We start from the raw sequence: 12,394 nt of genomic DNA, 5'->3' as shown, positions 1-12,394 counted from the left end.
TAAATCAACCGCACTCCGAAACTCGTCCCGCTGTGCCACCTTGGCCGTACGACGAGTGAGGAGATGACGATGACTGATCGACGAAGCCCGCTGCAGCCCGCGGGCGACGACAAGGGGCTCTGGCTCTCGGCGCTGGAGCTGGGTGCGAAAGCGCTGCAGAGTGCGACGCCGCTGAAGAAGTTCGACGTGTACGTGGTCGGATTCCATCCGGCCAAGGATGACCCGGCCATGCAGATGGAGGCACATCACTTCTGCCGGGTGGTCAACGACGACTTCATCCAGGCCACGCTGTTCGACGGCAACACCGCCGACGCGAACCTGATCGGCATCGAGTACATCATCTCGGAGAAGCTGTTCCACACCCTTCCCGCAGACGAGCAGCAGTACTGGCATCCGCACAACTACGAGGTGCTCTCCGGCTCACTGATCGCTCCGGGGCTGCCCGCACCCGCCGAGAAGGCGCTGATGAAGAGGCTGCTCAACAGCTACGGCAAGACCTGGCACACCTGGCACACGGGTCGCCACGATCTGGGCGGCGGGGACACGCTGCCGCTCGGTGAGCCGATGCTGATGTGGTCGTTCAACCGGGATGGGGAGAGCGACCCACGTCTCGAGCAGGACCGCGAAGAGGCCATGGGGCTGGAATCCGCACCCCGACGCGAGCAGCGCCAGGACCTGGCAGCCTACGCGCACCCGCAGCACGGCGTGGACGTGCTGCGCGACAGCTTTCCTGGCAGCTCGCCGATACCCGGGGTGATCGACGCGGATGCCGCCAGCGGCGAAGGCCCCGTGTGAGTGCGCAGGAGGGCGGCCCCTGCGGGACGGCCCTCCTGCGCATGTGCCGGCGGTGGGACTCGAACCCACACGCCCTCTCGGACAGAGCATTTTGAGTGCTCCGCGTCTGCCATTCCGCCACGCCGGCCGGCACACTGCGCATACGACTGTATCGCAGCCGGCACGGCAGCCCGCGCGCGCTTTCCGCCGACGTGCGCGGCCTTCGACTAGGATGGACGGGTGACTGAGCAAGAGCAGCCCGAGCAGCCCACGGCATCCGCCCCGCGTCGCGTCGTCGTCGCTGAGGATGAGTCGCTGATCCGCCTCGACATCGTCGAGATCCTGCGCGACAACGGCTTCGATGTCGTCGGCGAAGCCGGCGACGGCGAGACCGCCGTGCAGCTGGCCACCGAGCTGCGGCCCGACCTCGTCGTCATGGACGTGAAGATGCCTCAGCTCGACGGCATCAGCGCCGCCGAGAAGCTGCACAAGGCCAACATCGCCCCCGTCGTGCTGCTGACCGCGTTCAGCCAGAAGGAGCTCGTCGAGCGTGCGAGCGAGGCCGGCGCCCTCGCATACGTCGTCAAGCCCTTCACCCCGAACGACCTGCTGCCGGCCATCGAGATCGCGCTGGCCCGTCACGAGCAGATCATCACGCTCGAGGCCGAGGTCGCCGACATGGTCGAGCGCTTCGAGACCCGCAAGCTCGTCGACCGCGCCAAGGGTCTGCTGAACGAGAAGATGGGCCTGTCCGAGCCCGAGGCGTTCCGCTGGATCCAGAAGGCGTCGATGGACCGCCGTCTCACCATGCAGGACGTCGCGAAGGCCATCATCGAGCAGCTCGCGCCCAAGAAATGACTTCTGTCTGAGCCGCACCGGCTCGCACAGCGAAACGGCCCCCGACGTCACGTCGGGGGCCGTTCGGCATTCCGCCGTCAGGCGTCGACGGTCTTGATCAGGTTCGTGATGCGGATGGTGGAGCAGCGTCGGCCCTGCTCGTCGGAGACGGCGATCTCGTGCACGGTCATGCTGCGTCCGAGGTGCACGGGCGTGCAGACCCCCGTGACGAAGCCCGATGTCGCCGAGCGCGTGTGGGTCGCGTTGATGTCGATGCCCACAGCGAGACGCCCGGGGCCGGCGTGCAGGTTCGCCGCCATCGATCCGAGCGACTCGCCGAGAACCACATAGGCGCCGCCATGCAGCAGGCCGACCGGCTGAGTGTTGCCCTCGACCGGCATCGTCGCGACGGCGCGCTCGACGGTGAACTCGGTGAACTCGATGCCCATCTTCTCGGCCAGCGCGCCCATGCCGCGATGGGTCGCCCACTCCAGTCCGGTCATCTCGGTCTGCTCGGTCAATGCTCCTCCTCAGCGCGTGTCCGTCGCCCTCGTTAGGCTTGCAGGGTGACGGACTCCGCAAAGCCTACCCTCATGGTCGTCGACGGCCACTCGCTCGCATACCGGGCCTTCTTCGCCCTCCCTGTCGAGAACTTCACCACGAAGGACAACCAGCACACGAACGCCATCTACGGCTTCCTGTCGATGCTGGTGAACCTCATCAAGGCCGAGAAGCCGACGCACATGGCGATCGCCTTCGACACGTCACGTCACTCCTTCCGCACCGACGAGTACCCCGAGTACAAGGCGACGCGCTCCGAGACTCCCGGTGAGTTCAAGGGTCAGATCCCGCTGCTGCAGGACTGCCTGGCCGCCATGTCCATCCCGGTGCTGACCCAGGAGGGCATCGAGGCCGACGACGTCCTCGCAACCCTCGCGAAGCAGGGTTCCGAGCAGGGCTACGACGTGCTGGTGGTCTCGGGCGACCGCGACACCATCCAGCTCGTCAACGACGACGTCACGCTGCTGTACCCGAACGTGCAGGGGGTGTCGCAGCTCAAGCGCTACGACCCGGCCACCGTGCACGAGCGCTACGGAGTGCGCCCGGAGCAGTATCCGGACATCGCCGCCCTCGTCGGCGAGACGAGCGACAACCTGCCCGGCGTGCCCAAGGTCGGCGAGAAGACCGCCGTCAAGTGGCTCACGCAGTTCGGCAGCCTCGACGAGCTGCTCGCCCGCGCCGATGAGATCAAGGGCGTCGTCGGCGGCAACCTGCGCGAACACATCGAGGATGTGCGCCGCAACCGCAAGCTCAACCGCCTGCTGAACGATGTCGAGCTGCCTGTCGCCCCGGACGACCTGATCGTCAAGCCGATCAACGCACAGGCGGTGCGCGACATCTTCGCCCGACTCGAGTTCCGCACGCTCCTGCCTCGGGTGTTCGAGGCGGCGGGCGCGCCCGACGAGCCCGTTCACGACGAGCCCGCCATCGACGTGCCCGCCGCGACAGAGTCATCCGCCGCCGATGTCGCAGCCTGGCTCGGCCGGCAGCAGGGCGAGGTGGCGCTGCTGCTCACGCTCGTCAGCGGAGCGATCACTCGCGTCGGTGTGGCGACCGAGAGCGAGCTGCACGAGTGCAGCTGGAACCCTGAGGCGGCGACGGCGCTCACCGCGTGGCTCGAGTCCGATGCCCCGAAGGTGCTCAATGACGCCAAGCCGCAGGTCAAGGCGCTGCTGCGCGACGGCATCCGGCTGGGCGGACTCGCTCATGACACCCTGCTCGCCGGCTGGCTGATGCGTCCGAGCTTCCCCGACAAGACCCTCGCTCACCTCGTCGGCCGCTACCTCGACGAGAAGCTCCCCGAGGCAGATCCCACCCAGCTCGTGCCCGAGACAGACGGCGCCACACCATCGCAGGAGGCGTGGTTCACCCTGCGCGCGGCGATCGCCATCCGCGAGGCGATGCCCGAGTCGGTCGCTGCCGTGCTCACCGACATCGAGCTGCCGGCCGTCATCGCGCTGGCCGACATGGAGTCGGCGGGCGTGTCGGTCTCGCATGACGTGCTGTCGACCTTCTCCGGCGAGCTGCTCGAGCGCACCGACGGGCTCGCCGCCGAGGCGTTCGCCGTCGTCGGGCGCGAGTTCAACCTCGGCTCGCCCAAGCAGCTGCAGGAGGTGCTGTTCGAAGACCTGCAGCTGCCGAAGACGCGCAAGACCAAGACGGGGTACTCGACGGATGCCGCCGTGCTGGCCGATCTGCAGGAGACGCATCCGCACCCGTTCCTCGCGCTGCTGCTGCAGCACCGCGAGGCGAGCAAGCTGCGTCAGATCATCGAGACGCTCGACACCGCGATCCGCGACGATCACCGCATCCACACCACCTACGTGCAGACCGGGAGTCAGACCGGACGCCTGTCGAGCACCGATCCGAACCTGCAGAACATCCCCGTCCGCACCGAGGAGTCGCGCCGCATCCGCAGCGCCTTCGAAGTCGGCGAAGGGTACGAGACGCTCTTGACCGCCGACTACTCGCAGATCGAGATGCGGATCATGGCGCACCTGTCGGGCGATCCGGGTCTGATCGAGGCGTTCAACTCCGGTGAGGATCTGCACCGCTTCGTCGGCGCCCGCGTCTTCGGTGTCGAACCCGAAGAGGTCACCTCCGCCATGCGCACGAAGGTCAAGGCAATGTCGTACGGCCTCGTCTACGGCCTGAGCGCGTTCGGTCTGTCGAAGCAGCTCCGCATCGAGCAGTCCGAGGCGAAGCAGCTGATGCTGGAGTACTTCGCCCGTTTCGGTGCAGTGCGCGACTACCTGCGTGCCTCTGTGATGCAGGCGAAGGAAGACGGCTACACCGAGACCATCTTCGGTCGACGGCGCCCGTTCCCCGACCTCGCCAGCCCCAACCGCGTGCTGCGCGAGAACGCCGAGCGTGCCGCCCTCAACGCACCCATCCAGGGCAGCGCCGCCGACATCATGAAGATCGCCCTGAACCGCATTCACGCCGACCTGCGCGAGCGCGGGCTCGACTCGCGCGCGCTGCTGCAGATCCACGACGAACTCGTCGTCGAAGTCGCGGCGGGGGAGTGGGACGAGGTGGAGAGCATCGTGCGCGAGCGCATGGCCGGCGCCGCCGAGCTGACCGTGCCGCTCGAGGTGCAGGTCGGCCGAGGCCGTGACTGGAACGAAGCCGCGCACTGATCCCCGGTGCAGTGGGGATGCGAGGCTAGGCTCGAGATCATGAGTTCCGAGCCTCGCACCACCTCTGCCATCGATCAGATCGCCGAGAACTGGGTCGACACCCTGGTCGACCTCTCACCGATCCTCGCCACCTACATCGGTCGCAACGAAGCAGGCGCCCGCCTCGACGACGTCAGCCCGGAAGGGCACGAGCGCAGCATCGCCGCGGCGCGCGAGACGCTCGCCGCGCTCGACGCCGAGGTCCCCGTCGACAGCATCGACGAGGTCACCAAGACCGATCTGTCGGCGGAGCTGCGGCTGCAGCTCGAGCTGCACGACGCGCAGTGGCACCTGCGCGATCTGAACGTCATCGCCTCCGCCCCGCAGGACTTCCGCCAGGCATTCGACCTCATGCCGACCGAGACGATCGACGACTGGACCGTCGTCTGCGAGCGGCTCGCCGCGGTGCCGGCCGCGCTCAAGGGCTACGTCGAGACGCTGCGCGAAGGCATCCGGCACGGCGTCGTGCCCGCGCGCCGTCAGGTCACCGAAGTGGCCACGCAGATCGCCCGGTACAGCGCCGACCAGGGATTCTTCGCATCCTTCGCGGCGACAGCAGGGCCGCGTGACGGCCAGCTTCCGGCATCCCTCGCCCGCAACATCGCCGACCATGCCGGCGCCGCGCGAGTGGCCTATGACGATCTGCGCCAGTTCCTGATCAGCGAGCTGGCACCGGTCGCCGGCGAGCAGGATGCCGTCGGCCGCGACCTGTATGCACTGAACTCGCGCCGCTTCCTCGGCGCGAGCATCGACCTCGACGAGACCTACGAGTGGGGCCGCGAGGAGCTGCAGCGGATGATCGCCGAGCAGGAGGCGATCGCGAACGAGATCCTGCCCGGCGCGAGCGTCGAAGAGGCCGTCGCGCACCTGGAGTCGGACCCATCCCGGAAGCTGTACGGCACCGATGCGCTGCAGAAGTGGATGCAGGAGACCAGCGACCGCGCCATCGCCGATCTCGGTGCCAGCCACTTCGACATCCCCGAGCAGATCCGCGAGCTCGAGTGCATGATCGCTCCCACCCAGGAGGGCGGCATCTACTACACCGGCCCCACCGACGACTTCTCGCGTCCAGGCCGCATGTGGTGGTCGGTGCCCGAAGGGGTCACCGAGTTCGACACCTGGCGCGAGCTGACCACCGTGTACCACGAGGGCGTTCCGGGTCACCATCTGCAGATCGCGCAGGCGACGTACAACCGCGCCGAGCTGAACACCTGGCGCCGGGTGCTGGCCGGCACCTCCGGCCACGCGGAGGGGTGGGCGCTGTACGCCGAGCGGCTCATGGAGCAGCTCGGCTACCTCGATGACCCGGCCGATCGCCTGGGCATGCTGGACGGCCAGCGGATGCGCGCGCTGCGCGTTGTGCTCGACATCGGCGTGCACCTGGGCAAGCCGCGCCTCTCCGGCGACGGGATCTGGGACCACGACTACGCGCTGGAGGAGATGCGGCGCAACGTGAACATGCCCGATGAGTTCCGCCGGTTCGAGGTCAACCGCTACCTCGGATGGCCGGGACAGGCGACGTCGTACAAGGTCGGCCAGCGCATCTGGGAGCAGGTGCGCGATGCCGTGCAGCAGAAGCAGGGCGACGCCTTCTCGTTCAAGGACTTCCACAAGCGCGCGCTCGACATCGGAGGCGTCGGTCTCGACACCCTCCGCACCGCCGTCATCGGCTGAGAGCGGGTGTGCGGCGCCTCTACGATGAGAGGATGCCGCACACCGCGCTTCCGAGCCGTGCATCCATCGCGTCCCGACTCGACGCTCTGCCCTTCGCCCGTCCGCACCTTCGCGTGCTCACCGGCTCGGGTCTCGGCTGGGCGCTGGATGCCATGGACGTGGGACTCATCTCGTTCATCATCGCGGTGCTCGCGCAGCAGTGGCAGCTGACGCCGGGGGAGACCGGATGGATCGCCTCGATAGGGTTCGTCGGGATGGCGATCGGGGCCAGCGTCGGCGGTCTGCTCGCGGATCGCCTCGGTCGACGGCACGTGTTCGCTCTCACGCTGCTGATCTACGGTCTGGCCACCGGAGCCAGCGCGCTGGTCGGCGGCATCGCGATGCTGCTGGTGCTGCGCTTCTTCGTGGGGCTCGGCCTCGGCGCCGAGCTGCCGGTGGCGTCGACCTACGTCAGCGAGTTCGCCCCCGCGGCCATCCGCGGTCGCGTCATCGTGATCCTTGAAGCCTTCTGGGCTGTCGGGTGGACGGCATCCGCTCTCATCGGCTACTTCGTGATCCCGGCATCCGACGGCGGCTGGCGCTGGGCGTTCGCCCTCGGGGCGATCCCGGCGGCGTACGCGCTCGTGGTGCGCTGGGGACTGCCGGAGTCGCCGCGCTGGCTCGCCTCTCGAGGACGCCTGTCCGAGGCCGAGCGGATCGTGTCGGCCTTCGAGACCGCGGCGGACCTGCAGCGGTCTCCGGCGTCGCAGCCGGATGCCCCTGCGCTGAGCGTCCCTGCGCCGGATGCCGCTGACCAGACGGTCGCCGCGACCGGCGCGCAGCGCATGCGCGCACTGTGGTCGCCCGAGTTCCGCACGCGCACGCTGTGCATCTGGCTGGTCTGGTTCTGCGTGAACTTCGCCTATTACGGCGCATTCATCTGGATCCCCAGCATCCTCGTGCAGGCCGGGTACGACCTGGTGCGCTCATTCGGGTTCACTCTGCTGATCACTCTTGCCCAGCTGCCTGGCTATGCCGTCGCGGCGTGGCTGATCGAGGTGTGGGGCCGACGGGCGACGCTGTCGGTGTTCCTCGCCGGATCGGCGATCTCGGCGGTGCTGTTCGGCACCGCCGGCACCGAGGGCGCCATCATCGCGACGGGCATGGCGCTGTCGTTCTTCAATCTCGGCGCGTGGGGTGCTCTGTACGCCGTCACCCCCGAGCTGTATCCGACGTCGCTGCGCGCCACCGGCTCGGGCTGGGCTGCAGGGGTGGGCCGCCTGGCGTCGATCATCGCGCCGCTGCTCGTGCCCGCGCTGCTCGCCACGGGCGGGGCACCGCTGACCTTCTCGGTGTTCGCCGGGTTCTTCGTGGTCGCGACCATCACCGCGTGGGGGCTCGCCGATCTTCGGGGCCGGGCGCTCGACGAGCGGTGATCGCGGGACGCGACCTTGGCTGCGCCCGCGCCGCAATAGGCTGAGACCATGGCGGCTGTGCGGTTCGTGGCGATCGGCGATTCCTTTACCGAGGGAGTGGGCGACGAGCTGCCCGACGGCAGCGTGCGGGGGTGGGCGGATCTTGCCGCGCAAGGATGGGCGGATGCCACGGGCGAGCCCATCCAGTACGCCAATCTCGCCATTCGCGGTCGCCTGATCTGGCCCATCGTGAAGGAGCAGCTCGAGCCGGCGCTCGCGCTGCGGCCGACGCACCTGTCGTTCAACGGCGGCGGCAACGACATCCTCCGCCCGAACGCGGATATCGAGCACATCGCCGACGCGTTCTCCCGGGTGCTGCGCCGCTGCGACGAGGAGGGCGTGACGCTGATCCTGCTCTCCGGGGCCAATCCGAGTGCGCAGCTTCCGATGGGGCCGGTGTTCCAGCGTCGGGGGGACGCGCTGTCGGCGGCGGTGCTGCGGCGCGTCGAGGACCGCCCCGATGTGATCCGCGCGCTGAACTGGCCGGATGCCGAGCTGTCCCGCCCTCGCTACTGGTCGCAGGACCGCCTGCACATGAACGCGAACGGCCACCATCGCGTCGCAGCACGGGTGCTCCACTCGGTCGGAGCGGAGCCCCCGGAGGAGTGGTGGTCGCCGAGCACCGATCATCCCGCCGGTCCCGTCGGTCTGGCGTACTACCGGCAGTTCGTCGGTCCCTGGGTACGGCGCCGGGTGACGCGCACCTCGTCCGGCGACGGACGCGTCGCAAAGCACCCCACCTGGGTCGAGCGGACGCCGACGTGATCTCTCTTCGCGGCAGACGACTGCCGCGACGCATCGCTCAGCTGCTCATCGGCGTGTTCCTGTACGGCATCGGAATCGCCTTCCTCGTGCGCAGTGCGCTGGGCGCCGCACCGTGGGATGTGCTGACCCAGGGCATCACCCGCCATGTGCCGCTCAGCTTCGGGATCGTGACCACCATCGTCAGCGGCATCGTGCTGCTGCTGTGGATCCCGATCCGTCAGAAGCCCGGGGTGGGCACGATCGTGAACGCGGTTCTGGTCGGACCGTCCGCCGACGTCGGGTTCCTCTTCATCCCGGTGGGGGAGCAGCTGTGGCAGCGGGTGCTGCTCTTCGCGATCGGCCTGGTCGTGCTGTCGGCCGCTACAGGGCTGTACATCGGCGCGCACTTCGGGCCCGGCCCCCGCGACGGGCTGATGACCGGGCTGCATGTGCGACTGCGTCGCCCGATCTGGCTGGTGCGCACGTGTCTCGAGGTGACGGTCGTGCTGCTGGGCTGGGCGCTCGGGGGCATCGTCGGCATCGGAACGCTGCTGTTCGCCCTGCTGGTCGGACCGCTCTGTCAGTTCTTCCTGCGGGTGTTCGCGGTTCCGCTCGACCCGAAGCCGACACCGAGCACCCGGCCGGTGCCCGTGGAGGGCTGAACGTGGATCTCTGGGAGATGCGGGCGCTGCCCGCCGGGGTGGTGACCCTTCACGATGCACGCCGGAAGGAGCACCGGACCGTCGAGCTCGAGCCCTTCGAGATCGGCGCGTTCGCCGTCACCGAGGGGCAGCTCGCGGAGGTGCTGGGCATCGCCGCCCAGCATCCGCGGCGTCCGGCTCGCGATCTCAGCTGGTTCCGCGCCATCCGGTTCTGCAACGCCGCCTCGGAATGGGAAGGCCTCGACCCTGCGTACTCCTTCGACGGCGAGGACGTCACCTGGCACGTCGACAGCGACGGATACCGCCTGCCGACCGAGGCGGAATGGGAGTACGCGTGCCGGGCCGGCTCGGTCGGGCCGCAGTACGGTCCGCTGGACGAGGTCGCCTGGACATCACTCGACGGCGTGGAAGCGCCGCAGGATGTCGGCATGAAGCTGCCGAACCTGAACGGACTGTTCGACACGCTCGGCAACGTCTGGGAGTGGTGCTGGGACTTCCTCGACCCCGAACGCTACGACGACTACCGCGTGTTTCGCGGCGGCGGGTTCGCCGATGACACGTGGAGCGTGCGGGCATCGGTCCGCCGCGGGGGCGGTCCGCGGATGCACCACGACGACGTTGGCATGCGTCTCGCGCGCGGCGGCTACGACGGCACGGATGCCGCTCAGGGCTGGTCGGCGCAGGCGGATGTCGAGCACGGCGGGCGCGGGGGAGCGCGACCCATCGGCTGGACCCCACGCCGCTGACCCCGGCCGACCACGACCTACACCGATTTCAGAAGGAGCACCCATGACCAGGCCGATCGAGCTGATCATCTCGCAGGGACGCGTCGGCGACCGCACTGGCGGAGCCATCCCCGGCGCTCTGAAGACGGGGCACGCGCTGTCGCGGATGCTCGGGATCGAGCCACTCGTGGTCGGCACCGCTGCCCCGGCGCAGGAGGACGACTGGTCTGAGTGCCTGCCCGCGGCGGAGGAGACACTGCACGCGCTGCGCGACGCCGTCCGCGACGCGTTCGACCGCGACGCGACCCCCGTGCTCGCCACGAACACCTGCGGTGCGAGCATCGGCACTCTGCCGACGCTCGCGGAGCGGTTCCCCGACGCCGTCGTGCTCTGGATCGACGCGCACGGAGACTTCAACACGCCTGAGACCACCGGCTCCGGATACCTCGGCGGGATGGTCGTGGCGGCCGCGTGCGGGCTGTGGGACAGCGGACACGGGGCGGGGCTGAACCCGAAGCAGGTGGTCATCGTGGGCGGCCGTGACATCGACCCGGACGAGCGGACGCTGCTGGATCAGCACGGTGTGACCGTACTGCCTCCCAGCGAGAGCACCCCCGCGCGCATCGACGAGATCGTCGCCGGCCGCGACGTCTGGATCCACGTCGACTGGGACGTGCTGCAGCCCGGCTACATCCCTGCCGCGTACCGCGTGGATGCAGGGATGCTGCCGCACGAGATCGCGGCGATCTTCGCCGCGATCGACCCCGCGCGCGTGCGAGGTGTCGAGCTGGCGGAGTTCGAGGACGGCGATCAGGGCATCCCGTCGCATCTCAGCGTCGAGCTGATCCTGGAGACCTTCCAGGCGCTGCGGCTCGGCGGCTTCGGCGGCTGATCCTGCCGATCAGCGGTGACGCCTGCGCTCAGGATCCAGTCCCATCCGGATGCGCGTGTTCCTGCGCTCGCGGATGATGAAGGAAGCACCGAGCAGCCACAGCGGGATCTGGGTGGCGAACGCCCAGCGGAAAGCGTCCAGCGAGTAGGTGTCGGGCGTGCCGGCGCCCTGGAGATCGAGTGTGAGACCGATGAAGAAGATCGCGATGAGCGCCGCGAGGAATCCTCCGGAGTTGGTCACGCCGGTGGCGGTGCTGAGGCGGTGAGCCGGGTTGTGCGTGCGGGCGTGGTCGAAGGCGATCATGGATGCCGGTCCGCCTGCGGCCAGGCACACCACCAGCACGATCAGCAGCCAGATCGGCGCTGCTCCCTGCCAGAGGATCACCGTGCTCCACGCGATCACCTGAACGGCGATGCTCGGCAGCACGAGCGCGAGTGACCGGCGAGTGGGGATGCGTCGTGACAGCATCCCGAGTACGGGGCTCAGTGCCATGCTGACCAGCACGGTGATCGACAGGATGCCGGCAGCACCCGCGGGCGACAGCCCCTGCCCTGCGGTGAGGAACGGCATGCCCCAGAGCAGCAGGAAGGCGGTGCTGGCGAACGGGGTGGTGAAATGCGACCAGAAGGCCAGGCGGGTGCCAGGGTGGGCCCAGGCCGCGCGGATGCCGACACCGGTGTCGATCGCCGAGGTGATGACCTGCACGACGCCCGTCTCGGTGTTGACGGTCACATCCGAGCTGCGCTCGGGCGGGTGGTTGCGAACCAGGATCCAGACGAGGATGGCGAACAGCAGGCCGAGTCCGGCGATGCTTCCGAACGTGATCGTCCAGTTCGTGGAGTGCAGCAGCACGGCCAGCGGGGTGAGCGCGATGAGCTGACCGGTCTGCCCGACGAGGCCGGTCAGCTGCCCCATCACGGGTCCGCGCTGGGCCGGGAACCACGTTGCGACGAGGCGCAGCACCGCGGGGAAGACGGCTGCGTCGCCCGCGCCGAGCAGAACGCGCGCGATGAGGGCGATGCCGATGCTCGGAGACACCGCCATCACGAACTGGCCGAGGGCCATCAGCAGCATCCCGACCACCATGATCGGACGGGAGCCGTAGCGGTCGAGCAGCACGCCGATGGGGATCTGCAGGCCGCCGTACACGGCGAGCTGCACCACGGCGAAGAGCGAGAGCGTCGCCGCGTCGGCCTGGAAGCGCTCGGCGGCGTCCACACCCACCGCGCTGAGCGAGCTGCGGTTCGTGATGGCAAGGACGTAGGCGGCGGCCGCCACGCCCCACACCAGCCAGCCGCGCCATCCGGGAGTCGTGCGGGGAAGGGGAGTAGCGCTCACCCATCAAGGCTAGTCCTGCTGGTCGCGTGACATGACGCGGCCGACGGCGCAGACT

The 12,394-nt window shown here is 68.9% G+C and carries 11 protein-coding genes and 1 tRNA gene; 9 read left to right on the top strand and 3 right to left on the bottom strand.

Translation table 11 applies throughout. The features are described from left to right. The first annotated feature begins 69 nt into the window (after window positions 1–69). The gene (locus ACIPV2_RS05560; RefSeq protein ID WP_400839223.1) at window positions 70–795 is read left to right on the top strand and encodes an OBAP family protein; all 726 of its coding nucleotides are present in this window, start codon (window positions 70–72) and stop codon (window positions 793–795) included. A gap of 44 nt (window positions 796–839) precedes the next feature. Here the strand turns inward: ACIPV2_RS05560 and ACIPV2_RS05555 are convergent. Continuing rightward, a tRNA-Leu gene (locus ACIPV2_RS05555) sits at window positions 840–922 on the bottom strand. Window positions 923–1,014: 92 nt separating this feature from the next. On the opposite strand from ACIPV2_RS05555, the gene ACIPV2_RS05550 reads away from it, so the two are divergent. Further along, window positions 1,015–1,632, top strand: coding sequence for an ANTAR domain-containing response regulator (locus tag ACIPV2_RS05550; RefSeq protein ID WP_071644465.1), 618 nt, complete (start codon window positions 1,015–1,017; stop codon window positions 1,630–1,632). A gap of 77 nt (window positions 1,633–1,709) precedes the next feature. On the opposite strand, the gene ACIPV2_RS05545 is transcribed toward ACIPV2_RS05550, so the two are convergent. Beyond that, window positions 1,710–2,114, bottom strand: coding sequence for a hotdog fold thioesterase (locus ACIPV2_RS05545; protein ID WP_101186962.1), 405 nt, complete (start codon window positions 2,112–2,114; stop codon window positions 1,710–1,712). 90 nt (window positions 2,115–2,204) lie between these two features. On the opposite strand from ACIPV2_RS05545, the gene polA reads away from it, so the two are divergent. The 7 genes from polA to ACIPV2_RS05510 are packed head-to-tail and all read left to right on the top strand — an operon-like array spanning window position 2,205 to window position 11,001. Next, the gene (gene polA / locus ACIPV2_RS05540) at window positions 2,205–4,811 is read left to right on the top strand and encodes a DNA polymerase I (RefSeq protein WP_400839931.1); all 2,607 of its coding nucleotides are present in this window, start codon (window positions 2,205–2,207) and stop codon (window positions 4,809–4,811) included. A gap of 39 nt (window positions 4,812–4,850) precedes the next feature. Further along, window positions 4,851–6,524, top strand: a complete 1,674-nt coding sequence (locus ACIPV2_RS05535) for a DUF885 domain-containing protein (RefSeq protein ID WP_400839220.1) — start codon at window positions 4,851–4,853, stop codon at window positions 6,522–6,524. Between the two features lie 32 nt (window positions 6,525–6,556). Next, a complete protein-coding gene (locus tag ACIPV2_RS05530) occupies window positions 6,557–7,939 on the top strand; it encodes an MFS transporter (protein WP_400839218.1) in 1,383 nt (460 codons plus the stop codon). A 48-nt stretch (window positions 7,940–7,987) separates the two neighbouring features. Continuing rightward, complete coding sequence (locus ACIPV2_RS05525) at window positions 7,988–8,743, top strand: SGNH/GDSL hydrolase family protein (RefSeq protein ID WP_400839216.1); 756 nt, start codon at window positions 7,988–7,990, stop codon at window positions 8,741–8,743. Continuing rightward, on the top strand, window positions 8,740–9,384 hold the full coding sequence (locus ACIPV2_RS05520) for a YitT family protein (RefSeq protein ID WP_400839214.1): 645 nt from the start codon (window positions 8,740–8,742) through the stop codon (window positions 9,382–9,384). The genes ACIPV2_RS05525 and ACIPV2_RS05520 overlap by 4 nt, the downstream gene beginning before the upstream one ends. Window positions 9,385–9,401: 17 nt before the next feature. Beyond that, complete coding sequence (locus ACIPV2_RS05515; RefSeq protein WP_400839929.1) at window positions 9,402–10,130, top strand: formylglycine-generating enzyme family protein; 729 nt, start codon at window positions 9,402–9,404, stop codon at window positions 10,128–10,130. 43 nt (window positions 10,131–10,173) lie between these two features. Then, entirely contained in the window at window positions 10,174–11,001 is an 828-nt protein-coding gene (locus ACIPV2_RS05510) for an arginase family protein (RefSeq protein ID WP_400839212.1), read from the top strand. Between the two features lie 9 nt (window positions 11,002–11,010). On the opposite strand, the gene ACIPV2_RS05505 is transcribed toward ACIPV2_RS05510, so the two are convergent. Beyond that, window positions 11,011–12,339 (bottom strand): nitrate/nitrite transporter, encoded by a 1,329-nt coding sequence (locus tag ACIPV2_RS05505; RefSeq protein WP_400839210.1) that lies wholly within the window; start codon window positions 12,337–12,339, stop codon window positions 11,011–11,013. Window positions 12,340–12,394 lie beyond the last annotated feature (55 nt).

It is taken from the genome of Microbacterium sp. NPDC089987, from assembly GCF_044748505.1.
GTDB lineage: Bacteria > Actinomycetota > Actinomycetes > Actinomycetales > Microbacteriaceae > Microbacterium.
The sequence above is the reverse complement of the archived record's forward strand: the minus strand, read 5'-3'. Positions and strand labels throughout refer to the sequence as shown.

Bases quoted from the DNA above. Each gene is read 5' to 3' on its own strand.
- ACIPV2_RS05560 (WP_400839223.1), top strand. From the start codon at position 70: ATGACTGATCGACGAAGCCCGCTGCAGCCCGCGGGCGACGACAAGGGG.
- polA (WP_400839931.1), top strand. From the start codon at position 2,205: ATGGTCGTCGACGGCCACTCGCTCGCATACCGGGCCTTCTTCGCCCTC.
- ACIPV2_RS05525 (WP_400839216.1), top strand. From the start codon at position 7,988: ATGGCGGCTGTGCGGTTCGTGGCGATCGGCGATTCCTTTACCGAGGGA.
- ACIPV2_RS05515 (WP_400839929.1), top strand. From the start codon at position 9,402: ATGCGGGCGCTGCCCGCCGGGGTGGTGACCCTTCACGATGCACGCCGG.
- ACIPV2_RS05530 (WP_400839218.1), top strand. From the start codon at position 6,557: ATGCCGCACACCGCGCTTCCGAGCCGTGCATCCATCGCGTCCCGACTC.
- ACIPV2_RS05535 (WP_400839220.1), top strand. From the start codon at position 4,851: ATGAGTTCCGAGCCTCGCACCACCTCTGCCATCGATCAGATCGCCGAG.
- ACIPV2_RS05545 (WP_101186962.1), bottom strand. From the start codon at position 2,114: ATGACCGGACTGGAGTGGGCGACCCATCGCGGCATGGGCGCGCTGGCC.
- ACIPV2_RS05510 (WP_400839212.1), top strand. From the start codon at position 10,174: ATGACCAGGCCGATCGAGCTGATCATCTCGCAGGGACGCGTCGGCGAC.